This is a genomic window from Streptomyces sp. bgisy130 (genome assembly GCF_057708345.1).
In genome coordinates this window covers 13356-33974 of record NZ_JBYISA010000002.1, presented here as the reverse complement: position 1 = coordinate 33974, position 20619 = coordinate 13356, and the positions used below count along the sequence as shown (strand labels likewise).

Sequence of the window (20619 nt, the reverse complement as noted above, 5' to 3'; positions counted from 1 at the left end):
GCGCGCTCAGAGGGTCACCAGGGAGACCTCGGTGGCCTTGACGCTGGTCCACACGGACACCCCGTCGGCCAAGCCGAGTTCCAGTGCCGCCGAGGGGGTGATCTCGGCCACCAGGTCGGGCACCTCGGGCGAGGTGATCAGGACCCGCAGCCGGCTGCCCGCGGAGGTGAGTTCGCGGACGGTGCCCGGCCAGACGTTGCGGGGGCTGCCCGTGGGCCGGTCGAGGTGTACGGACACGGCCTCGGGGGCGATGATCGCCAGCGCTCGGGCACCGTCGGGGAGCGGGTCGGCGATGACCAGCCGGCCGCCGCCGGTGAGGGCGATGACGTCGCCGGTGACGGTGCCCGGCCAGGCGTTACGGCCGAGCATCCGGGCGACCCAGGGCGAGCGCGGGTGCCGGGTGACCTCGGCGGGCGGGGCGTCCTGGAGGGCCCGCCCGTCGTCGAGGACGAGGACCCGGTCGGCGAGGGAGACCGCTTCGACGGGGTCATGGGTGACGAGCAGACAGACGCCGCCGAATTCTGCGAGATGGCTGCGCAGGGTGTGCCGGACCCGGGCGCGGGTGGTCTGGTCGAGCGCCGCGAGCGGCTCATCGAGCAGCAGCAGACGGGGGCGGGCGGCCAACGCCCGTGCCAGGGCAACGCGTTGGGCCTGTCCGCCGGAGAGCTGGGCGGGCTTGCGGTGCGCGAGGTGGCCGACGCCGAGCCGGTCGAGCCACTGCTGTGCCGTGCGGCGGGCGTCACCGCGCGGGGTGCCCTGGGCGCGCAGCCCGTATGCCGTGTTGTGCAGGGCGTTCAGATGCGGGAAGAGCGCACCGTCCTGGGGGACCCAGGCGACGCCGCGGCGGTGCGGGGGCAGCGCGGTGACGTCCGTGTCGCCGAGGCGGAGCGCGGCGCGGGCGCGCGGGGTGAGGCCGAGCAGGGCGCGCAGCAGGGTGGTCTTGCCGGCGCCGTTGGGGCCGACGACGGCGATGGTGGTGCCCGGGTCGGCGTCAAGCGTCAGCCGGTTGAAGCCGGTGACCTCGGCGTGCAGCGGCCAGCGCTCCCGGTGCGCCGCGGACGGTGCGGCGGGCTCCTCGGCGCCTGCGGCGGGCGGCTCGGCGCCGGTGTCGTCGGGGGCGGGTACCCGGCGGGCCACGCGGCCGGTGCTGGTGGCGCCGGTCCAGCGGCCGCGCAGACAGATCAGTACGGCCATGGCGATGGCCAGCAGCAGCAACGAGACCGAGGTGGCGGCTTCCGGGGCGTCCTGGAGCAGCAGATAGACCTGGAGCGGCAGGGTCTGGGTGGTGCCGGGCAGATTCCCGGCGAAGGTGATCGTCGCACCGAATTCGCCGAGCGCTCGGGCCCAGGTGAGCGCGGCGCCGGCGGCGAGGCCGGGGGCGACCATGGGGAGGGTGACGGTGCAGAAGACCCGTACGGGCGAGGCCCCGAGGGAGGCCGCAGTCTCCTCGTAACCGGGCCGGAGTCCGGCGAGCGTGCCCTCCAGGCTGATGACGAGGAACGGCATCGCGACGAAGGTGGCCGCGACCACCGCGCCGGAGGTGTGGAACGGCAGCACGATGCCGAAGGTGCCCTCCAGCCACGGGCCGAGCAGACCACGGCGGCCGAAGCCGAGCAGCAGCGCGACACCGCCGACGGTCGGCGGCAGCACCATCGGCAGCAGCACCAGCGAACGGACCAGCGCCTTGCCGCGGAAGCTGACCCGTGCCAGCAGCCAGGCCAGCGGAACGCCCAGCAGCAGCGCGAGCCCGAGCGCCCAGAAGGACACCAGCAGCGACAGCCGGAGCGCTTCGAGGACACCCGGACTGGTGAGGTGGGTGCCGAGGTCGCCCCAGTTGGTGCGGGCGAGGATGCCGAGGAGCGGCAGCAGCAGAAAGGCGACGGCGACCAGCGCGGGCACGGCCAGCACGACGGGGGTGCGGGCACCGGGCGCGCGAAACCTGCCTGCCGGGGGCGGGGTGAGGGTGCGTCTCATCGGGGTTCCTCGGCTCGGGGCGGGCCCGGCGGCGCGCGCCCGGGGCTGTCCACTCCCCCGAGCTGGACAGTCCCGTGCGCGCCCGGCCGGATTACGGCTTCTGGAAGCCCGCCCGCTGAAGGATCTGCTGCGCCTCGGGCGTGCTCAGCCACTTCACGAACGCGGCGGCGGCAGCGGTGTGCTGGGACGCCTTCAGGGTCGCGGCCGGGTAGGAGGCGACGGCGTTCTGCGCGTCGGGGATGTCGACGGCATCGACCTTCTTCGGCGCGGTGGCGGCGTCCGTCTTGTAGACCAGCCCGGCGTCGGCCTCACCGAGCTCGACCTTGCTGAGCACCGCCCGCACATTGGGCTCCTCGGAGACCGGCTTGACGTGCAGCTTCTGCGCGTCAAGAACCTGCTGGCTGTAGCGGCCGACCGGCACCTGGGAGGCGGCGAGCACGACCTTCAGCTTGCTGTTGGTGAGGTCCCGGAGACTTTCGATCTTCTTGGGGTTGCCCTCACCGGTGACGATGACCAGGCGGTTCCTGGCGATGACGGTGGGCTTGCCGACGTCCACCTTGATGCCGTCCATGGTCTTGGTGTCGGCGGTGACCACGGCGTCGGCGGGGGCCCCCTCCCGGACCTGGGCGGCCAGCTCCTGGGACCCGGCGAACGAGAAGTTCACCTTGGTGCCGGCGTGTTCCTTCTCGTACACCGCACCGGCCTTCTTGAAGACATCGGTCAGCGAGGACGCGGCGAGCACGGTGAGCTCCGCCTTGGGGGCAGCGCCGCCGGACTTCTCGGCGCCCTTGTCCTTCGTGCCGTCGTCGTTGCCACCGCAGGCGGTGAGGGGAACGAGCAGCGCGGCGGTGACGAGCGCGGCGGTGGCGCGGCGCGCGGTGAAGAGCTGGGACATGTGGCGGGACTCCTTGGAACCCAGAACGACGGGGGTCGTCCTAGCGGATGGGAAAAGCCGCGCCGTGGACGGGCGACGCCGCTGAGATGAGGCGGCCGGCCGGTGGGGACGGTGGTCGCGGATCGGCTGTGGTGCTACATCGGTGTGTCAGGTGCGGTCGATGTGCACGCTGGTGGACTTCACGCGGGCGGTGGCCTGCATGCCGACCTCCAGGCCCAGTTCCTCCACCGCTTCCCGGGTCAGCAGGGAGACCAGCCGGTGCGGACCGGCCTGGATCTCGACCTGGGCGGCGACATCGCCGAGGGTGACGGCGGTGACGATGCCCGGGAAGGCATTGCGCGCGGAGGTGTACGAGGCGTCGTCCTCACCCGTGCCGTTCTGCGCCACCTCGATGGAGAAGGCGGCCAGATCACGGCCGTCGATGAGGCGGCGGCCGCCGTCGTCGCGATGGGTCGCGACCTTGCCGGCGTCCGCCCAGCGGCGCGCGGTGTCGGGGCTGACGCCCAGCAGCCGCGCGGCCTGGCCGATCGTGTAGGACTGCATGTGCGACAAGATAGGCAACATTGGCTCGCATCTGCAACCAATGGAGCGATGCTCTATAGCAAATGCCAGTCACCTTGGAGGAAAGGACAAGGTCTGGCAGTCGGCCCCGGCCCAGGTGGAGGGGGCTCACCTTGCTCCGTTCCGGCCGCGGCCCACGGACACCATCCGGCACCTACGGACACCCGTCCGGCGCCGCAAGGCATCCCGGCGGCCACCCGAACCGTGACTACAGTGCGGACCGGAGCGGGAGTTACGCCCGCATCTCCCCCACTACGTTCCATCCCCCTCCCCCGGTGAGGCATGTCCATGAGCCTGAGCATCCGTAACCAGATTCCCGGCACCGTCGCCGCCGTCACCCCCGGCGAGGTCATGGCGACCGTCAAGGTCCGGCTGGTGGGCGGCCAGGAGATCACCGCCGCCATCACCCGGGAGGCGGTGCGGGAGCTGGGCATCGAGGCGGGTTCCGCGGTGCGCACGCTGATCAAGTCCACCGAGGTCGCGCTCGCCACCGGCGCGGTCGAGGGCCTCAGCATCCGCAACCAGATCCCCGGCACCGTCACCGAGGTGGCCACCGGCGGCGCGATGGCCGGCGTCAAGGTGGCCGTCGCGGGCGGCGAGCTGACCGCGGCCATCACCAGGGACGCGGCCGAGGACCTCGGCCTGGACGCCGGCTCCGAGGTCATCGCACTGATCAAGTCGACCGAGATCGCACTCGCCGCCTCCTGAGCCCGCGCCACCCCCGAAGCCCTGCGGTGACGGGGGATCAGGAGCTGTCCACCAGATCGCCGGAGGACGGCTCGGGCACCGCCTCGGGCGGGGCGCAGGTCCCGAACCAGATACCGGTCAGGGCGCTGACATAGCGCGCGCCGCAGCGGTCGGAGGGCACCACGAGCTGACTGCCCGCCGCGTCGAGGGCCCGCCCGTCCATGGCCGTGGCCAGCAGGACCGGCGCATCGCCGAAGTCCGCGTCGAGCTCCGCCCAGGACAGCACCGCGTGGTGCCCGTCCCCGCCCGTGACGGCCAGCAGATAGCGGGAGCGGTCCTTGCGCCGCCGGGCGTCGAAGGCGGGGCCCGCAGCGTCGATGACCTCCCGCAGCAGGGGCCCCGCGAAGGTGTGGTGCTGCGGCCCGTTCGTGGCGCAGTCGAAGACCACCTCGGCCCGCCGCTGCGGCCACCGCTCCCGCAGATCCGCGACGGTCAGCGCGAGCGGGCGCCGCAGCTGACCGCGGATCAGAAAGCGCCGCTGGCCGGCGGGGAGAGCCTCCCCGGGGAGCGGGCGTACGGCGGTGGTGCGGGACGGCGGGCCGGGTCGGCTCATTCGAGACCTCCTTGAGGCGATCCACGCGACGGCTGCGTCCCTGTGATGCCCGACCGACGCATTCGTGAACCACGGATGCGAGCCTGTTGCGGGCTTTCCCCTCGCTGACGTGAGGCAAGAGGGCGCCGGGGGCGGCATATCCGGCCGACCACCCAACAGAACTATGACCTTGATCTTCTGGCATTTACCATACGAGAACTCGTTTTCGCCTGGTGAATGTGAGGTGCCGGGACAGTGCCCGGCAGCCGCCCAAGGAGCCCGCACATGCACGTCCACGACCTCCTCCAGCTCGACTCACTCATGGCGCTCGCCGCGGCCCACCCGGCCGATGGTGCGGCGCTCGAGGCCGCGCTGCGCGCCTGCGGGCTGTCCGCTTCCGGTCCGTACCGGGTCGTGGTGGCCACGACGGTCGGCGAGGAGAGCGGGCACGCGGTGAGTGCGCTGGCGGCGGCGCTACGGCACTCCGCCGGTGAGCCGGGTGCGACCGGGCAGCTCCCCAGCGGTGAGGCGGTCGCCGTCGTCCCGGCGGAGCCCGGCACCGAGCCGCGGCTGTCGCTCGCCGAGCTGTGGCCCGCGCTGTACGCCCGCCGGCCGCAGATACCGCTGCACGCCGGGGTCAGCGGCCCGGTACGCACCCCGGAGGGCCTCAACTCCGCGCTGGGACAAGCACGTTATGCGCTGGCGGTGGCGCGCGCGAAGGCCCCGGACAGGGCTCGGGTGACCGCTGTCGAGGACCTGGGCACCCTGGCCGCCCTGCTCGCCGGGGTTCCCGAGGAGGTCCGTACGGCCTTCCGGAGCCGGGTGCTGGGTCCGCTGGCGCGCGACGGCTCGCAGCGGATGCTGCTGGAGACGCTGGAGGTCTTCCTCGCGCATCACGGGTCGTGGGCGCGGACGGCCGCGGCGCTCCAGCTGCATGTGAACTCGGTGCACTACCGCATCCAGCGCATCGAGTTGCTCACCGGCCGCGATCTGTCCCGGCTGGAGCACAAGCTGGATCTCCAGGCGGCGCTGCTCTGCCGCTGAGCGGCGCGCGGTGGGCCGGGCGACCCGGTCGGCGCAGCACGGACGGGCGGCTCAGCGCCGGTGGTCCGTCCGTCAGCGCCGGTCGCCCGTCAGGTCGATGTGCACATGGGTGGACTTCACCCGGGCGGTGGCAGTCACCCCGACCTCGATCCCCAGATCCTCCACCGCCTCCCGGCTGACCACGGACACCACCCGGTGTGGTCCGGACTGGATCTCGACCTGGGCGATCACATCGTCGAGGGTCACCCGGGTGACGATCCCCGCGAACGCGTTCCGCACGGAGGTCAGCACCTCGCCGGGCACCGGATGCAGACCCGCGGCGCGCTCCTTGGCGAACGCCGCCAGACTCACCCCGTCGAGCACGCGGTTTCCCGCACCGTCCCGTTCCATCCGCAGCTGGCCACCGTCGGCCCAGCGGCGGACCGTCTCCGAACTCACACCCAGCAGCCCCGCTGCCTGACCAATGCTGTACGTCGTCGGCACCCCCGCACTCTAGGGCCTGTCTTGTCCGCCGGGGGCGGAGCGGCGGCGCCGGTAATAGTGCACCGTCAGGAGGCCGAGGAGCGGGCTCCAGGCGGTGAGCGGCAGGTAGGCGATCCAGAAGAGGGCAGGGCGAGCAGGGTGATGGCGCAGGCGGTCCGCGCCGCCCAGCGGGGCACGGCCGGCACCGGCCTGCCGTGCAGCGTGGTGAGGATGGTGCGAGCGGGCATCGGGAGGCTCCTCTTCCTCACGCGGGCCGATGCGGAGGGCGTGGGCCTTCGGCGACCCGGGGAGCGGTCACTGGCTGTGCTCTCCCAAGATCGCTGCCGCCCGTGGCCCGGGACATCCCTCGCAGGGCGGGGCCGGGTCACCCATGCGGAGGAAGGCGGCCTGCACCGGACTCAGGGAGGAGGCGGCCGTACGGCCACCGGAGCGAGCGGGCGGCCCCCGCTTCCGCCCCCGGGGCCCGCTCCGGCGTCGCCCTCGGGGGGCCGTCCGTGTCGGGTGGGGACATCCGAACAGAGCAGTCCTATCCGCCATCAGCGGGTCTTCCGCACTCTTGGCGCAAGCGCGCCATACCGCCGCCTGCCGAGCCGAATGAGACGCCATCCGCCTTGCGCGACAAGGGAGTTGGTGTGCGGAGAGCCCCCTGAACACCCATCACACCAACCCGAAAGATTATAATTTGCACCATTTCTCCTCTTGCGCCCGAATTGGGCCGATGTGAATCTGGTATCCCATTCGTCGAAGGAGTTGATCGCATGGTTACGGATCGCACAGCGCCGGTCGAGACGGCCGCCCTGGCCGCCGAGGTCGAGGGACTGCTTGAACCCGCCGAGGCCGACGGTGTTTTCCGCGATACCCGCGAGTGTGGAGGTGCGCTGCTGCTGGCCGCGCTGCTCCTGATCTCGCCCCCCACCCCCCGGCCCAAGACTGACGTTCGCTAAGGCTGAGGGGAAAGCGTTGGCTGAACAGACGCAGGGAGCAGTCCCGCTGAGCGCTGTGATCGCCGATGCCGCAACCGGGGTCGCCCTCGCCCTGCGGGGTGAGGGCGACCCTTATGCGTTGTCCGGCATTCTGCGACAGAGCGATGCGCTGACTCCGGCCGCTATCCGGGTGCTCGGCGCCGACGCGCTCGCGCCGTACGCCATGGACCAGTTCGGCGCGCCCATCGGCGCGGACGACGAAGCGGTGGTCCGGCAGGCACTGGCGGCCTATCCGCCGGGAGCGGATGCCTCGGAGGTCTCGGTGTGGAGCTACCGGGGCCTGGTCGAGGCCTCGCAGGCGTTTCTCCCCGGAAGCGCACAGCACTGGCCGTCGCCGCCCGAGGCGGCCGCCGGCTGGGTCGACCATGATCCTTGGCCCAAGCTTTCGCACCGGGTGTCCCAGGTTGCCGCGCTCGCGCTGCCCGGGCTGGCGCCCGGTCTCACCGAGCAGCTGGCCACCCGTACCGACGATCTGGCCCGCGGCTTCGTCCGGGCGGTCCGCCGCCGGGACTGGCTTCAGGCGGCCGGCCTGGGCCGCTGGCTGGCACGGCTGCCCGAGGCCCCGCAGAGCCTGGGGCTCGACAGCGGGCTGGCGTTCGTCCGCCAGATGGGTGGCGGTGACCCCCGGGTGGCGCTGCATGTCGCGGCCGCCCAGCGTTTCTACGGACGGGGTTGGTGACCGGGGGCCGGGGCGGCGACCCCGGGCTGTTGGACCGGATGGTCCGCGACAGCCTGGGGTGGCTGGACGAGGCACGCCCGTTCTTCCGCCTGCCCTCGAACGTGACCACGGACGCCGATCCGAATCTGACCCTCAAACCCCTGGGTGAGCTGGCCGAACTCACTCAGCTGATCGGAGTGCTGCACCCGCGGGACGACGTCCGGCAGACGGCCCGCGGTCTCTTCGCGTTCGCCTGGAACGAGACCCGCGACGGTGAGCTGTTCGCCGAGCTGATCCGCGGTGAGCCGTTCGCGACCTATCCGGTGGAGCTCTACGGCGTCTTCGCCCAGGCCGGGCTGCGCCATGCCGACGCAGATGCGCTGACGGAGACCATGACGCGGCTGCGCGGCTGGCGGGTGGCCCGCGAGGACCACACCCGCACGCTCGGCGTGCTCAACGCGGAGCGGCGGATCGGGCTGCGCCAGCACGCCGACTTCGGTGCCGTGCTCGCCCTGACCGGCCTCGGCCGGCTGCCGGAGCCCTGGGCGCTGGACCGCAAGGCGGCGTACGGCATCACCCATGACGTCTTCCACCTCACCGACTGGGGGCGCAACCGGCAGCGGCTGTCCCCCGAACTCGCCGACTATCTGCGGCTGTGGGTCCCCGCCTGGCTGGAGAACTGGCTGGCGGAACAACTGTGGGACCTGGTCGGTGAGTTGCTGGCCGTGACGGCCTGTCTGCCCGCGGCCCCCTACGATGCGGCGGCCTGGCAGCGGCTGGCCGGCGCACAGGCGGCCGACGGGAGCGTGCCCGAGCTGGGTGCCGCACCGTCGACGGGCGACCGGGCCGAGGCGTTCACGGCCTGCTACCACTCCACCCTGGTGACCGCGTTCGCCGCCACCCTCGCGCGTATCGCCTCCGACGAGGCCGAGGCCGGTCCCCCGGCCGGGAACGCGGCGACGGCGGGCGGGCGGACCCCCTGAGAAAGCGAGACTGCCCCGTGACCGTGACGGCCGCATCCCCCGCCCTGCTGCACCGCGTCGGCGACCGGGCCCTGACCTGGCTCGACGACCACCGTGAGCACTTCCGGCTGACCCCTGAGGACTTCGCCAGCAACGGCGCGGTCGTCGAGCGGCTCAAGCCCATCGGGGAGCTGGCACTCAATATGCAGGTGCTGTTCCGGGAGGGCGTGGCCGGCTCCCGGCAGAAGGAGCGGGCCGGGAAGCTGCTGGACTTCACCTGGCGGGAACTGCTGGACGGCGGCAACGTCCTGGCCCGGCTCCAGCACGACGAGCCGCTCTCCCCGGTGCCCCTGGAGGTCTATGCGACCTTCCACGAACTGGGCCACCGTCATCCGGGGCTGGAGTCCGCGCTGGAGGTGTGCCGGCGCACCACCACCTGGACGGCGCTGGAGATGATGCCCAACCGGCGGCTCGGTGTGCTCAACGCGGAACGCAAGCTGGGCCTGCCGCCCAGCAGCGACTTCGACCAGGCGGTGGCGCGCACCTGGCTGGGGCAGCTGCCGGAGCCGTGGACGGTGCAGCTGCACATCGCCTACGACCTCACCCACACCGTCTTCCACCTCACCAACTGGGGCGAGGCCCCCGAGCACATCCCGCCGGCCATCGCCGACTATCTGACGCGGTATCTGCCCGCCTGGATGGAGGACTGGGCGGACCTCGAACACTGGGATCTGCTCGGTGAACTCCTGGTCGTCGACGCCTGTCTGCCGCGGCCCACCCTGGACGCGGAGCTGTGGGAGCGCTACGCCGCCGCGCAGTCCGCCACGGGCGCGATGCCCATCCAGCGCCGGATGCCGCAAGGCGACGCGGCACGGGTCTTCGACCTGGTCCACCACCCCACTCTGGTCGCCGCGTTCGCCTCCGCGATGGCCACGTCCCGGGCCCTGTCCGCCGTCGGATGAGCCCCGAGCGCCCCGGAGCCGGGCTCGCCGACCGTCTCGCGGACGCGGTCACCCTGATCGACGCCCCGGACATCGTGGTGGCCGTCACCCGGCGCGGCCGGCGGACCGTGATGACCGGCGGTTCGGCCATGGCACCGCCCACCCCCCGGCACGCCCTGCGCTACGAGCTGGGGTCGCTGTCCAAGACCTTCACCGTGCTGCTGCTCGCCGATCTGGCCCGGTCCGGTGTGCTGTCCCTGGACGATCCGCTCGCCATGCATCTGCCGGAGCTGCCGCTGCCGCATCCGAACTCCCGCCGGATCACCCTGCGGCATCTGGCCACCCACACCTCCGGACTGCCGCGCATCCCCGCCGATCTGATCGCCGGGGCGCTGGTGCACCCGTACGCCAACGGCTATGCCCGCTACGACACGGAGCGGCTGCTGCACACCTTCGCCCGGACCCGGACACGGCACCGGCCGGGCACCCGCTGGCGTTACTCCAACTTCGGGCTGGCGCTGCTCGGCCCGGCGATGTCCCGTGCCGCGGGCGCCGGCTACCCCGCCCTGCTCACCGACCGGGTGCTGAAACCGCTCGAACTCAAGGACACGACCCTGGGCCCCGGCACCACCGGCACCGACGCCATCGGCCACCGGACGAACGGGGTGACGCCGGTGCGCAGCGCCGACATGGGAGCGTTCATGGCCGCCGGCTCGGTCCGGGCCACCCCCGGCGATCTGCTCAGCTACCTCGAAGCGCACCTCTCCCCCGACGACACCCCGCTGGCCGGGCCGCTGCGCGAGGTGCAGGTGCCGCTGCTGCGCCGGGGCCTGCGCAAGCGCGACACCCATACCCTGACCTGGTATCAGCACCCGGCCGCGCGCGGCCCGCTGTTCTTCCATGTCGGGGCGACCTTCGGCCAGCAGGCGTTCCTGGGGTACCACCCGGCGTCGCGGACCGGTCTGGTCGCGCTGGCCACCCGCCGCGGCCGTAGCTGCCACATGATCACCACCGCCTACGAGCTGCTGTACGCGCTGGCCGCCGACCCCGCGCCCTGAAGCGGGGAACGCCGCCGGTCAGAGGTCACCCGCCAGAATCCGGGCGAGCGAGGTCCCCGGGCGTTCCTCGCTGGCCCGGTGGAAGAGCTCCGCGTAGGCCGCGTCGCCGATCGCCGCGCGGGCCCGCTGCTCGCACTCCTCGCGGACCGCGCGCAGCTCCGGGGTGCCGCGCTGCGGATGCCCGACGGTGCGCCAGATGGCCTGGCCGCTTCCGTAGACGCGGGCGGCCGTCGCACCATCGCCCTGGGCCGCGACCGCGGCCGCGAGCAGATCCAGACCGAGCGCGATCCCGAATTTGTCGCCGATGCCCTGCTTGGCGGAGAGCATCGCGCGGGCGTGCTCCGCGGATTCCTCGGGGCGGCCCTGGAGCAGCGAGATCAGCGAGAGCTGGTAGTCGGTGTAGGAGCGGGTCCAGTATTCGCCGCGCTCCACACAGCCGCGCCGCAGTGCGGTCGCCTCGACACGGGCCCGGGAGAGCTCACCCAGTCCGGTGAGCGCGAAGATCTGTACGAGCTGGCAGCGCAGCCGCCCGGGAGATTCGAACGGGTCGTAGGGCGGCGGGCCCAGCACCTGTTCCGCGACGGTGTGCGCGGACATCGGGCGGCCGGCGATCAGATGAGTGAGGCCGATGAGGTAGCCGGCCGCCAGTACCGCCTCCGCGTCGTCGGACGCCTGCGCCGCACGGGCGCACTCCAGGCCCAGGGCGTCGGCCAGCGCCAGATCGCCCTGGAGCAGTACGGCGACGCCGAGCGCCCACAGCGCCCGGGTGCGGGCCGGGCTCGGCTCCGGCCGGGCGGCCAGGGCCCGGGCCACGTATTCGCGGGCCTCGTGCAGATGGCCGCAGCAGCTCCAGAAGAGGCCGATCGAGGCGCTGAGCTGCTGGGCGCGTTCCGGGTCGGTGACCAGGAGGTGGTCCAGTGCGGTGCACAGATCGACATGGGCGTCGGCGACCCGGCGGTACCAGCTGACCTGTTCGGGGCCCAGCCAGCCCAGCTCGGCGCGGCGGCCGAAGTCGGCGAAGTGCGCGGCGTGCCGGTCGGCGAGGGCGGTCACCTCGCCCAGTTCGGCCAGCCACATCCGGCCGTACTCGCGCAGGGTGTCGAGCATGCGGAAGCGCGTGCCCTCGCGGGTGAGCACCGACTTGGCGGCCAGGGCGGCCAGGGTGCTGCGTACTCCTGGCCCGGTGAGCGGTCCCCCGGCGCACACGGCACCGGCGGATTCCTCGTCGAAGGTCCCCCGGAAGACGGACAGCCGGGCCCACAGCAGCCGTTCCAGCGGTGCGCACAGCTCATGGCTCCAGCCGATGGCGCAGCGCAGCGTCCGGTGCCGCGGCAGCCGTACGGGGCCGTCGGCGGGGTCGAGGGTGTCGAAGCGGGAGGTGAGCCGCTCGGCGATGTGCTCGACGGAGCTGTGCGCCAGCTGGGCGCCGGCCAGTTCCAGGGCCAGTGGGATGCCTTCGAGGCGGCGGCAGATGACGGCTGCGGCCTGGGCATGCAGCGGGGTGGTGAGCCGCAGTCCGGGGGCCGCGGTGCCGGCCCGTTGGGTGAAGAGGGCCAGCGCGTCGTTGTCGCCGGTGTACGGCAGCGGGCCGATCTCGGTGGTCCACTCGCCGACGATGTCCAGCGGCTGTCGGCTGGTGACCAGCACGGTCACGGCGGGGGCGGCGGTCAGCAGATCCCCGAGCAGGTCACGGCAGGCGTCGACGAGGTGTTCGCAGGAGTCCAGCACCAGCAGCAGCCGCTTGTCGGCGAGCCATTCGCACAGCGCGGCCACCGGTGTCCGGTCCGTGTGGTCGGCCAGGCCGACGGCATCGCAGACGCTGGCCACCAGCAGCCCGTCCCCCTGCAAGGGCCACAGATCGGCCCAGCAGACCCCGTCGGGAAACCGGGCCGCGGCCGCACGCGCGGCCCGCATCGCGATCCGGGTCTTGCCCACGCCACCGGGGCCGGTCAGCGTGATCAGCCGGTGCTCCGTCAACTCGTCGTCGATCCGCCGCAGTTCGGCCTGCCGGCCGACGAAGCTGGTCGACTCCTCGGGAATGTTGCTCGCCACCGGCCCAGTTTGCCCCAGCCGCGGCGTCCCGCGGTGCGGTGGTGGCAGCGGACCGGGGCGCGAGGTTGACGGCGGCCGGCCGGACGGCGCGTTCTCCGTCAGGGGGTGACGACGGGGAAGGTGGGGTGCGGCGTGCTGAGCAGGCCCAGGAACTGGTGCAGTGCCCCCGTCTCGCCGTCTTGTGCGGCCTCTCCCGGCCCCTCGCCGCTGAGCAGACCGAGCAGCTGGGGCTTGGTGAGGGTGAGGGTGAGATCCGGGGTGCGTTCCTCGGACGGGGTGGGGACACCGGGCGCACTGACGTAGGTGAGGGCCCCGTGGGAGAGCGTCAGCTGCCAGGTGCGGTCCTCGTCGGGGAGGTAGAGGTCGAGGGCGAGGGTGGTGGACCAGGCCCGGGGGCCGTCGATACGGATGGCGAGCGAGTCGATGAGGTGGTCCACGGGCAGTGCCATCGCGAGGTCGGGGTGGACGGTGTCCGGCGCGGCCTCGGCGAGGCTGCCGCGCAGTTCCATGGCGCCGGTGAGGTAGAAGTTGCGCCAGGGGCCGTTCTCGCAGCCGTAGCCCAGCCGTTCGTAGACGAGGGCCAGTTCGCGGCGGGCGCGGAGGTTCTTCGGGGCGGCGAAGACGGCGTGGTTGAGGAGGGTGGCGGCGAACCGCAGATCGCCGTCGGCGGCATAGCGCTTGCCCGCGTCCACCGTGGCCTCGACGCCGCCCATGGTGTCCACGTAACGCCGGGCCTGTTCGGCCGGCGGATGCTCCCACAGATGGGCGGGGTTGCCGTCGAACCAGCCCAGGTAGCGCTGGTAGACGGCCTTGACGTTGTCGCTGAGCGAACCGTAGTAGCCGTGGTGCGCCCAGGTCTGCTCCAGGCCCGGCGGCAGCCGCAGCTCCTCGGCGATCTCGGCGCCGGAGAGCCCCTCGTTGAGCAGCCGGACCGTCTGGTCGTGCAGATAGGCGTACAGATCACGCTGGTCGGCCAGCAGCGTCTTGACGCGGTCCTTGCCCCAGGTCGGCCAGTGGTGGGAGGCGAAGGCAACCTCGACCTCGTCGCCGAACAGGGCCAGCGCCTCGCCCAGGTGGTGGGACCAGGACCGGGCGTCGCGGACGGCACCGCCGCGCAGCGTCAGGATGCTGTGCATGGTGTGAGTGACGTTCTCGGCCAGGCAGAGGGCCTGGTGGGCCGGGAAGCAGAAGTTCATCTCCGCGGGTGCCTCGGTGCCCGGGGTGAGCTGGAAGACGAGGCGGACGCCGTCGACGATCTCCTCCTGGCCGGTGCGGGTGATGTCGACGGTCGGCGGGATGAGGGTCATGGTGCCGGTGGAGCGGGCGGCGCCCAGGCCGCAGCCGATCTGGCCGTCCGGCCCCTTGGGCAGCTCCGAGCCGTACATGTAGACGGCGCGCCGGGTCATCGCCGTACGGGCGTAGACGCCCTCGCTGACCGCGTGCTCCAGGAAGCCGACCGGTGCGAGCACCGGCACGGGGTGGTGGCCGGGCGGCAGCACGCCGCGGCCGCCGCCGAAGTGGGCGCCGTGCGAGTGGGTGTAGATCAGGCCGGTGACGGGCCGGTCGCCGCGGTATTTGCGGTAGAGCTCCAGGGCCGCGGCGGCGGTCTCGATGGAGAGCAGCGGGTCGATGACGATGACGCCGTGGTCGCCTTCGACCAGCGTCATATGGGAGAGGTCCAGACCACGCGCCTGGTAGATACCGTCGGTGACCTCGTACAGGCCCTGCCGGCTCACCAGCCGGCCCTGCCGCCACAGGCCCTCATGCGCGGTGTCGGGGCAGTTCCCGGCCAGGAAGGCATAGCCCTCGGCGTCCCAGATCACCCGGCCGTCGTCCGCGGTGACCTGGGGCGGATCGAGCGCGGCGATGAAGCCACGGTCGGCGTCGGCGAAGTCTTCGTGGTCATCCACGGGTACATCGGTCACGGGGCGCTACCTCTCCGGGGCGGCGGGCCCACAGTCGGAAGACCCATGCCACCGATTTAACCCAATGTGCCGGGTTGCCGCATGCGTGCGGCGGCCTGCCGGGCACGCCGCAGCCGCGTTCCTCCGGCGCGACCCCGACGGCACGGAAGCGGGCCGGGCTGCACGCTCCGCCGCCCGTTCGCCCGCGGCCCGCCCGCCGTCACCGGCCGCTCCGCTCAACGGCGTTACGGGCAGGGCGCCAGAGGGCACAACAACGCAGGCGGCACTGCGCCCTTGACGCCTCGGTCAGGCAGCCCTGACGTCGCGCGCTCACCGGAGCGGTGCCCCGGCCCTTCGCCCTGCCTCCACGGCGCGGCCGCCCGTACGACCGAAGAGGAGGGACACCCCTGTCCCCACATGACGACCGCGCCTTCGGCGAGCTCACCGAGCTGTTCGGCGCCGCCCGCCGCCACCGTCCGGCCTTACGCGGGCCGGCCCGCCCCCGTCCGCACCACCGCTTCGCCTGGCTGGCACCGGCCGCCGCGGCGGTCATCCTGGCCGCCGGTGTCGTGCTGGCCCACGGTCTGCTCCTCGCCGGCGGGCTGGTGCTGGCCGGGCTGCTGGGACAGCGCTCCGCGTACGGCCGCGACCGGCACCGATAAGGGCGCGCCGGGCCCAAGCGCCGGACCGGTCTGCATGCCGTACGCCGCACCCACGCCCCCTACAAGTGAGCCGCCGGGCACGTGCCTCATGGGAGGCCAGCGGCCGGCGGCTTTTTCACGCCCCCCTGTGGGGGCGTGGTCAGGTGGCGCGGCGGCTCTTCGACGCCGCGGCGACACACATGGCACCGAGCAGGAAGGTCAGGGCGCCGATGACGACGTTGTTCCAGATCACGCCGGCGTCCGGAGAGCTGCCGACGATCCACGGCGAGATGATCATCCACACGCCGATCGCGCACATCGCGCCGCTCAGGCCGTACATCCGGTCAGGGGCCACGGTGAACCCGACCGCCATCAGGGCGATCGCGACACCGAGGATGAGGTTGTGCACCATCAGCGCCTGCTGCGAGGCGAAGAAGTGGAGAATCCACGGTGACACGGCGCAATACAGGCCGACCAGGAGCACCGGGCCGTCGACGAGTACGACATCCCGCCCGCCGAGCACTCGCTCATACCGTGCCTGCATCTCAGAAGCGTCGGGGTGACCTGCGAGATCTCCCCTGTGGTGTGAGACGTCGGCCATGCGACTCGCCTCCTTCGTTCGCAAGTCCGGCCGTTCCACGTGGCATCCGACCACGCATCTTTATTCTGCGCTTATGTCGCCTTTATGTGTAGATGGAGAACCAGGTGAATTTTAAAGTTGTGCCGTGCCGGCGCCGTCACCTGCGACCCAGCTCCCGCCCCAGCCCCAGATTCCAGCGCCCGCCGCGGCCGCTCAGCTCGGTCACGGTCAGCGGCGGCACATCGAGCCGCCAGAACGCGTCCGGAGTGCCCCGCAGGGCGCACACCGCCGCCGCGCGCACCACATCCGGCTCGACGACGGCCAGCACTCGGCCCGCATCCAGCGCCATCCGCGCCAGCCAGCCCGCGATCCGGTCGCACAGCTGCCGCAGCGACTCCCCGCCGTGCCCGGTGAAGTCCGGGTCCGAGAGCCAGGCCGACACCGCGACCGGCTCGGCGTCGGCCACCTCGGCCAGGGTCCGCCCGCGCCAGCCGCCCATCCCGCAGCCGGCCAGCTCCCCCGCGGGCAGCACCGACAGCCCGAGCTCCTCGGCCGTGCGGCGGCACCGGACGGAGGGCGAGGCAAAGGCCCGGTCGGCGGCCGGCAGCGCTCCGGCGGCGGCCCGGACGCGGCGCAACCCGGCCTCGCTCAGCGGAGCGTCGTCGTCGAAACGCACTTCGCGCTGCGCCTCGCCGGCGGCCGGTGAGACCAACATCACCCGAGTTGTCATGTCCTCTTCTCTCGCTCCGTACGGGCGGCAACGCCTCGCCCGCTCAAGGGAGTTGCCCGGACGACGCGCCCTGCCCTGCGCCTCTCCGCCCCCTCCGTGGTCTTGGCCGGGGGGTCGGTTCGCGGTACCTTCCCGATGATATTGACGACGACATGACGGAAGCCGGTGGGATCCCGGCGCGGTCGCGCCACTGTATGTCCGGTTATTTACCAGCCCCCCAGGGCCGGGACCGGGCGAGCCAGACCCGGCATGTCGTTACGCACTCCAACGATCAGGGACGCGAGTTCCCCCGCACAGGAGGTCCTGCCATGGCTCAGACCATCGCACCCCCGGCCGCCGGCGCCGTCACCCCGGCTCCGATCCCCCTCAAGGCCATCGCTCCGTGGGCGCTGTTCTTCGGCGTCCTGATGCTGGTTCTGCTGTACTTCATCGGCGCCGAGCAGGGCGCCACTTCGCTGCTCTCGGGCACGGAGGTCCACGAGTGGGTCCACGACGGGCGCCACCTTCTCGGCTTCCCCTGCCACTGATCGGACCCCGCTCCCATGAACTCCGTCACCATCAGATCCCTTCTGGTGCGCGGGATGCTCGCCGGTCTGGCCGCCGGTGTCCTGGCCCTCGTCGTCGCCTACCTGCTGGGCGAACCGAAGGTGGATGCCGCCATCGCGTTCGAGGACGCACACAGCCACGAACACGGGATGGAGGTCGTCAGCCGCGGTGTGCAGTCCACGGCGGGGCTGGCGACCGGCGTACTGGTCTACGGGGTGGCACTCGGCGGAATCGCCGCACTGGTCTTCTGCTTCGCGCTGGGGCGGATCGGCCGGTTCGGCGCCCGCACCACGGCGGCGCTGCTCTCCGGCGCGGCCCTGGTGGCCGTGTACCTCGTCCCGTTCCTGAAGTACCCGGCCAACCCGCCCGCCGTCGGTGACCCCGACACGATCGGCACCCGTACCGCCCTGTTCTTCCTGATGATGCTGCTCGGCATCCTGCTGGCCGTCGCCGCCACGCTCCTCGGCCGGCGGCTGGCTCCGAAGCTGGGCAACTGGAACGCCACGGTCGCGGCCGGTGCCGCGTTCGTGGTCGCCAGCGGCCTCGCCTATGCGTTCCTGCCGGCCTACGACAATGTCCCCGAGGGCTTCCCCGGCACGCTGCTCTGGCAGTTCCGGCTGTCGGCGCTCGCCATCCAACTGGTGCTGTGGACCGCCTTCGGGCTGCTCTTCGGCCACCTCGCGGAGCGCGTCCTGCCGGCCCGGCAGGAGGCCCCCGCGGCCGAGGCGGCAGCCGCCGTCTCCTGATCCGGCCGGCCGCAACCACCGGGGGAGGGTCCGCGACTTCGCGTCGCGGGCCCTCCCTCGGCGCGTGGCGGGCGGGGTAGGACCGCTGTCCGGCCGCGTGCCGGTCTCAGGACAGACCAGTGACGTTGTCAAGATGCGGCAGATCATGGTCGAGGCGCTCCCGTTTGGCGCGGAGGTAGCGGATGTTCTCCGCACGGGGCGGCATCAGGAGCGGGACCTGTTCGTCGACCGGGATCCCGTGCCGCAGCAGGGCCTCGCGCTTCCGCGGATTGTTCGACAGCAGCCGTACGGACCGGACGCCGAGATCCTGGAGGATCTCCGCCGCGGCGCCGTAGTCACGGGCATCGACCGGCAGCCCGAGCGCGATATTCGCCTCGACGGTGTCCAGCCCGCCCTCCTGGAGCTTCATCGCGCGAAGCTTGCCCAGCAGCCCGATACCGCGGCCCTCATGGCCCTGGAGATAGACCAGAATGCCGCGGCCTGCCGCCACGATCGCGCGCAGCGCCTCGGACAATTGGTCGCCGCATTCACAGTGGGTGGACGCGAAGGCATCACCGGTCAGGCATTCCGAATGCACCCGGGTCAGCACCGACTCCCCCGCGACATCGCCGTGGACCAGGGCCACTTGCTCGATACCGCTACGGCGGTCCAGATAGCCCACGGCGAGAAATTCACCGTAGGTCGTGGGCAGCCTGACCGTCACCACCTGTTCCACGCCCGGCCTTTGGCCGAAGGCATCATCGATTGCGACACGGAGGTCGGGGCCGGCGGAGTCCTCGGGGTCCATCATGGGCGCGATCGTACCCGCGCGGGTAAATGATCGGCAGAACTCACTCACCATGACAACAAGTATGCTGCGACGCCGTGACAAACGATGCCGTGACAACCACGACTCCGCGAGTCGGCGACGAAAGGCCGCAGCATCCCATGACCGCTTCGGGACACCCGACTCCGGCTACCGGCCCGCTGCCGGCGGACACCACGGAGGACGTCCGGGCTCGGCGGCCGGCGATGGCCGTGCTGCCCATCGGCAGCTTCGAACAGCACGGCGCCTTCCTGCCGTTGACCACCGATACCGTCATCGCCTGCACCATCGCCCGGGAGGTCGCCGCCGGCCGTCCCATCCAGGTGCTGCCACCGCTGACAGTGTCCTGTTCCCACGAGCACGCCGACTGGCCGGGGACCGTCAGCATTTCCGCCCGCACCCTGCACGCGGTCGTCACGGACATCGCCGATTCGCTGCACCGGTCCGGTATCGACACCCTGATTCTCATCAACGGGCACGGCGGAAATTACGTCCTGCGCAATGTCGTTCAGGAATCCGCCGGGCGCGGGGTGCGGATGGCACTCTTCCCGGGCTCGGCCGACTGGGACGCGGCGCGCACCCGGGCCGGGGTGGAGACACCGTCGCACACCGATATGCATGCGGGAGAGGTCGAGACGTCCATTCTGCTGTATGCCCATCCCGAATTGGTCAAGGAAGGCTATAAATCGGCGGATTGCGTCGCCGATGACCGGAAGCAGCTGCTGACGCTCGGCATGTCGGCCTATACCGAATCCGGCGTCATCGGGCGGCCGTCGCTGGCATCCGCCCACAAGGGGCGGGAATTGCTGGCCGGGCTCACCGAGGCATTCGGTGAATACGCCGCGCTGTTCGGCGACCGGGCGGCAGCCGATGCCTGAGCCGCTCGACGTGTCGGCCGCCTGGGACCTGCTGCGGCGTATCCGTACCACGGACGAGGCGATGGCCGCCGGAATGGTGCCGGACGGAGACGGCGGGCTGCGCTGGGGGCGGCCCGCCACCCCCGAGGCGGCGGAGCTCGCCGGCCGCTATCTGCCGCTCTGCCTGGCCGGCCCACAGGTCGCGTTCGCCCAGCTCGGGCAGAGCCTGGACGGCTTCATCGCGACCCGTACCGGCGATGCCGACTTCGTCACCGGCCCGGAGGACCGCTGCCATCTGCACCGGCTGCGCGCGCTGTCCGATGCGGTGCTCGTCGGGGCCGGCACCGCTGTGGCGGACGATCCGCGGCTGACCGTACGCGCCTGTGCGGGCGACAACCCGGTACGGGTGGTGCTCGATCCGCGGGGCCGGGTGCCGCGGAGCCGCGGCGTGTTCACGGACGGCGCGGCGCCGACCCTGTGGGTGGTGGGACCGGATGCCGCCCCCACGGATCCGGGCGCCGGGGTCGAGGTCCTGGTGCTGCCGGATGCGGCCGCGTTCGCCCCGGAGCGTCTGATGGCGGCGCTGGCGCGGCGCGGGCTGGGCCGGGTGCTGATCGAGGGCGGCGGGGTCACCGTGTCTCGGTTTCTTCAGGAACGGGCGCTGCACCGGCTGTATGTCACCGTCGCCCCGGTCCTGCTCGGCGACGGCATCCCCGGCCTCCGTTTCCCCGGGACGCCGGTGATGCGGGAGGCGCTGCGCCCGCCGCTGCGGCGCGCCCTGCTCGGCGAGGACACCCTCTTCGAATTCGACCTGCGGCCGGCCGGCGGGCCCTTGGACGGACCGGCGGACGGACCGGCGGACGGACCGGCGGACTGAGGACTGTCCCGTAGTCGAGCGTCACCGCCGGTCGTCAGGACGG

23 protein-coding genes are annotated in these 20619 nt (G+C 72.3%); 12 read left to right on the top strand and 11 right to left on the bottom strand.

The window, feature by feature from the left end; translation table 11 throughout:
• Positions 1-6 precede the first annotated feature (6 nt).
• The 3 genes from AC3EUV_RS02895 to AC3EUV_RS02885 all read right to left on the bottom strand — a co-directional run bounded on the left by AC3EUV_RS02895 (position 7) and on the right by AC3EUV_RS02885 (position 3412).
• On the bottom strand, positions 7-1974 hold the full coding sequence (locus AC3EUV_RS02895; protein ID WP_432142601.1) for an ABC transporter permease: 1968 nt from the start codon (positions 1972-1974) through the stop codon (positions 7-9).
• A 91-nt stretch (positions 1975-2065) separates the two neighbouring features.
• Positions 2066-2869 carry a molybdate ABC transporter substrate-binding protein gene (gene modA / locus AC3EUV_RS02890; protein ID WP_432142600.1) on the bottom strand — a complete coding sequence of 268 codons (804 nt, stop codon included), beginning with the start codon at positions 2867-2869 and terminating at the stop codon, positions 2066-2068.
• A gap of 147 nt (positions 2870-3016) precedes the next feature.
• Complete coding sequence (locus AC3EUV_RS02885) at positions 3017-3412, bottom strand: TOBE domain-containing protein (protein ID WP_042152434.1); 396 nt, start codon at positions 3410-3412, stop codon at positions 3017-3019.
• 306 nt (positions 3413-3718) lie between these two features.
• Between AC3EUV_RS02885 and AC3EUV_RS02880 the strand changes: the two genes are divergently transcribed.
• Positions 3719-4138, top strand: a complete 420-nt coding sequence (locus AC3EUV_RS02880) for a TOBE domain-containing protein (RefSeq protein WP_432142599.1) — start codon at positions 3719-3721, stop codon at positions 4136-4138.
• Positions 4139-4175: 37 nt separating this feature from the next.
• On the opposite strand, the gene AC3EUV_RS02875 is transcribed toward AC3EUV_RS02880, so the two are convergent.
• Positions 4176-4730, bottom strand: a complete 555-nt coding sequence (locus AC3EUV_RS02875; RefSeq protein ID WP_435602073.1) for a molybdopterin-dependent oxidoreductase — start codon at positions 4728-4730, stop codon at positions 4176-4178.
• A 264-nt stretch (positions 4731-4994) separates the two neighbouring features.
• Here AC3EUV_RS02875 and AC3EUV_RS02870 point away from each other — a divergent pair, with 264 nt between their 5' ends.
• Entirely contained in the window at positions 4995-5753 is a 759-nt protein-coding gene (locus AC3EUV_RS02870; RefSeq protein WP_435602072.1) for a PucR family transcriptional regulator, read from the top strand.
• 72 nt (positions 5754-5825) lie between these two features.
• Here AC3EUV_RS02870 and AC3EUV_RS02865 read toward each other — a convergent pair whose 3' ends face one another.
• Positions 5826-6236 (bottom strand): TOBE domain-containing protein, encoded by a 411-nt coding sequence (locus tag AC3EUV_RS02865; RefSeq protein ID WP_432142596.1) that lies wholly within the window; start codon positions 6234-6236, stop codon positions 5826-5828.
• 65 nt (positions 6237-6301) lie between these two features.
• Positions 6302-6463, bottom strand: a complete 162-nt coding sequence (locus AC3EUV_RS02860) for a hypothetical protein (RefSeq protein WP_432142595.1) — start codon at positions 6461-6463, stop codon at positions 6302-6304.
• Positions 6464-6994: 531 nt separating this feature from the next.
• On the opposite strand from AC3EUV_RS02860, the gene AC3EUV_RS02855 reads away from it, so the two are divergent.
• Genes AC3EUV_RS02855 through AC3EUV_RS02835 form a run of 5 tightly spaced genes read left to right on the top strand, consistent with a single transcriptional unit; the run spans position 6995 to position 10838 of the window.
• Positions 6995-7180: a hypothetical protein gene (locus AC3EUV_RS02855; protein WP_018091704.1), complete on the top strand. Its 186-nt coding sequence runs from the start codon at positions 6995-6997 to the stop codon at positions 7178-7180.
• A 16-nt stretch (positions 7181-7196) separates the two neighbouring features.
• Positions 7197-7898 carry a hypothetical protein gene (locus tag AC3EUV_RS02850; RefSeq protein ID WP_432142594.1) on the top strand — a complete coding sequence of 234 codons (702 nt, stop codon included), beginning with the start codon at positions 7197-7199 and terminating at the stop codon, positions 7896-7898.
• Positions 7895-8860, top strand: a complete 966-nt coding sequence (locus AC3EUV_RS02845) for a DUF6895 family protein (protein ID WP_432142593.1) — start codon at positions 7895-7897, stop codon at positions 8858-8860. Before AC3EUV_RS02850 ends, AC3EUV_RS02845 begins: the two co-directional genes overlap by 4 nt.
• Before the next feature lie 17 nt (positions 8861-8877).
• Positions 8878-9801 (top strand): DUF6895 family protein, encoded by a 924-nt coding sequence (locus tag AC3EUV_RS02840; RefSeq protein WP_435602071.1) that lies wholly within the window; start codon positions 8878-8880, stop codon positions 9799-9801.
• Entirely contained in the window at positions 9798-10838 is a 1041-nt protein-coding gene (locus AC3EUV_RS02835; RefSeq protein ID WP_435602070.1) for a serine hydrolase domain-containing protein, read from the top strand. The genes AC3EUV_RS02840 and AC3EUV_RS02835 overlap by 4 nt, the downstream gene beginning before the upstream one ends.
• Before the next feature lie 18 nt (positions 10839-10856).
• Here the strand turns inward: AC3EUV_RS02835 and AC3EUV_RS02830 are convergent, their stop codons facing one another.
• Together AC3EUV_RS02830 and AC3EUV_RS02825 are read right to left on the bottom strand one after the other, a co-directional pair.
• Positions 10857-12890, bottom strand: coding sequence for an ATP-binding protein (locus AC3EUV_RS02830; protein WP_435602069.1), 2034 nt, complete (start codon positions 12888-12890; stop codon positions 10857-10859).
• Positions 12891-12988: 98 nt separating this feature from the next.
• Positions 12989-14815 (bottom strand): alkyl/aryl-sulfatase, encoded by a 1827-nt coding sequence (locus AC3EUV_RS02825; RefSeq protein ID WP_435602068.1) that lies wholly within the window; start codon positions 14813-14815, stop codon positions 12989-12991.
• A gap of 320 nt (positions 14816-15135) precedes the next feature.
• Here AC3EUV_RS02825 and AC3EUV_RS02820 point away from each other — a divergent pair, with 320 nt between their 5' ends.
• Complete coding sequence (locus tag AC3EUV_RS02820) at positions 15136-15456, top strand: hypothetical protein (RefSeq protein WP_432142588.1); 321 nt, start codon at positions 15136-15138, stop codon at positions 15454-15456.
• 139 nt (positions 15457-15595) lie between these two features.
• Here AC3EUV_RS02820 and AC3EUV_RS02815 read toward each other — a convergent pair whose 3' ends face one another.
• Positions 15596-16036, bottom strand: coding sequence for an SPW repeat protein (locus AC3EUV_RS02815; RefSeq protein WP_435602066.1), 441 nt, complete (start codon positions 16034-16036; stop codon positions 15596-15598).
• Positions 16037-16172: 136 nt separating this feature from the next.
• A complete protein-coding gene (locus AC3EUV_RS02810) occupies positions 16173-16745 on the bottom strand; it encodes a histidine phosphatase family protein (RefSeq protein WP_435602065.1) in 573 nt (190 codons plus the stop codon).
• A 308-nt stretch (positions 16746-17053) separates the two neighbouring features.
• Here AC3EUV_RS02810 and AC3EUV_RS02805 point away from each other — a divergent pair, with 308 nt between their 5' ends.
• Entirely contained in the window at positions 17054-17272 is a 219-nt protein-coding gene (locus AC3EUV_RS02805; RefSeq protein WP_387237977.1) for a CbtB domain-containing protein, read from the top strand.
• A 15-nt stretch (positions 17273-17287) separates the two neighbouring features.
• Positions 17288-18037, top strand: coding sequence for a CbtA family protein (locus AC3EUV_RS02800; RefSeq protein WP_435602064.1), 750 nt, complete (start codon positions 17288-17290; stop codon positions 18035-18037).
• A 106-nt stretch (positions 18038-18143) separates the two neighbouring features.
• Here AC3EUV_RS02800 and ribA read toward each other — a convergent pair whose 3' ends face one another.
• Complete coding sequence (ribA, locus tag AC3EUV_RS02795) at positions 18144-18824, bottom strand: GTP cyclohydrolase II (protein ID WP_432142724.1); 681 nt, start codon at positions 18822-18824, stop codon at positions 18144-18146.
• A 140-nt stretch (positions 18825-18964) separates the two neighbouring features.
• Between ribA and AC3EUV_RS02790 the strand changes: the two genes are divergently transcribed.
• Positions 18965-19720, top strand: a complete 756-nt coding sequence (locus AC3EUV_RS02790; RefSeq protein WP_432142584.1) for a creatininase family protein — start codon at positions 18965-18967, stop codon at positions 19718-19720.
• On the top strand, positions 19713-20576 hold the full coding sequence (locus tag AC3EUV_RS02785) for a RibD family protein (RefSeq protein WP_435602063.1): 864 nt from the start codon (positions 19713-19715) through the stop codon (positions 20574-20576). The genes AC3EUV_RS02790 and AC3EUV_RS02785 overlap by 8 nt, the downstream gene beginning before the upstream one ends.
• Positions 20577-20619: the final 43 nt, after the last annotated feature.

Coding starts and splice junctions, on each gene's coding strand:
- AC3EUV_RS02895 (WP_432142601.1), bottom strand. CDS start 1,974: ATGAGACGCACCCTCACCCCGCCCCCGGCAGGCAGGTTTCGCGCGCCC.
- modA (WP_432142600.1), bottom strand. CDS start 2,869: ATGTCCCAGCTCTTCACCGCGCGCCGCGCCACCGCCGCGCTCGTCACC.
- AC3EUV_RS02885 (WP_042152434.1), bottom strand. CDS start 3,412: ATGCAGTCCTACACGATCGGCCAGGCCGCGCGGCTGCTGGGCGTCAGC.
- AC3EUV_RS02880 (WP_432142599.1), top strand. CDS start 3,719: ATGAGCCTGAGCATCCGTAACCAGATTCCCGGCACCGTCGCCGCCGTC.
- AC3EUV_RS02875 (WP_435602073.1), bottom strand. CDS start 4,730: ATGAGCCGACCCGGCCCGCCGTCCCGCACCACCGCCGTACGCCCGCTC.
- AC3EUV_RS02870 (WP_435602072.1), top strand. CDS start 4,995: ATGCACGTCCACGACCTCCTCCAGCTCGACTCACTCATGGCGCTCGCC.
- AC3EUV_RS02860 (WP_432142595.1), bottom strand. CDS start 6,463: ATGCCCGCTCGCACCATCCTCACCACGCTGCACGGCAGGCCGGTGCCG.
- AC3EUV_RS02855 (WP_018091704.1), top strand. CDS start 6,995: ATGGTTACGGATCGCACAGCGCCGGTCGAGACGGCCGCCCTGGCCGCC.
- AC3EUV_RS02835 (WP_435602070.1), top strand. CDS start 9,798: ATGAGCCCCGAGCGCCCCGGAGCCGGGCTCGCCGACCGTCTCGCGGAC.
- AC3EUV_RS02815 (WP_435602066.1), bottom strand. CDS start 16,036: ATGGCCGACGTCTCACACCACAGGGGAGATCTCGCAGGTCACCCCGAC.
- AC3EUV_RS02810 (WP_435602065.1), bottom strand. CDS start 16,745: ATGACAACTCGGGTGATGTTGGTCTCACCGGCCGCCGGCGAGGCGCAG.
- AC3EUV_RS02805 (WP_387237977.1), top strand. CDS start 17,054: ATGGCTCAGACCATCGCACCCCCGGCCGCCGGCGCCGTCACCCCGGCT.
- AC3EUV_RS02800 (WP_435602064.1), top strand. CDS start 17,288: ATGAACTCCGTCACCATCAGATCCCTTCTGGTGCGCGGGATGCTCGCC.
- ribA (WP_432142724.1), bottom strand. CDS start 18,824: ATGGACCCCGAGGACTCCGCCGGCCCCGACCTCCGTGTCGCAATCGAT.
- AC3EUV_RS02790 (WP_432142584.1), top strand. CDS start 18,965: ATGACCGCTTCGGGACACCCGACTCCGGCTACCGGCCCGCTGCCGGCG.
- AC3EUV_RS02785 (WP_435602063.1), top strand. CDS start 19,713: ATGCCTGAGCCGCTCGACGTGTCGGCCGCCTGGGACCTGCTGCGGCGT.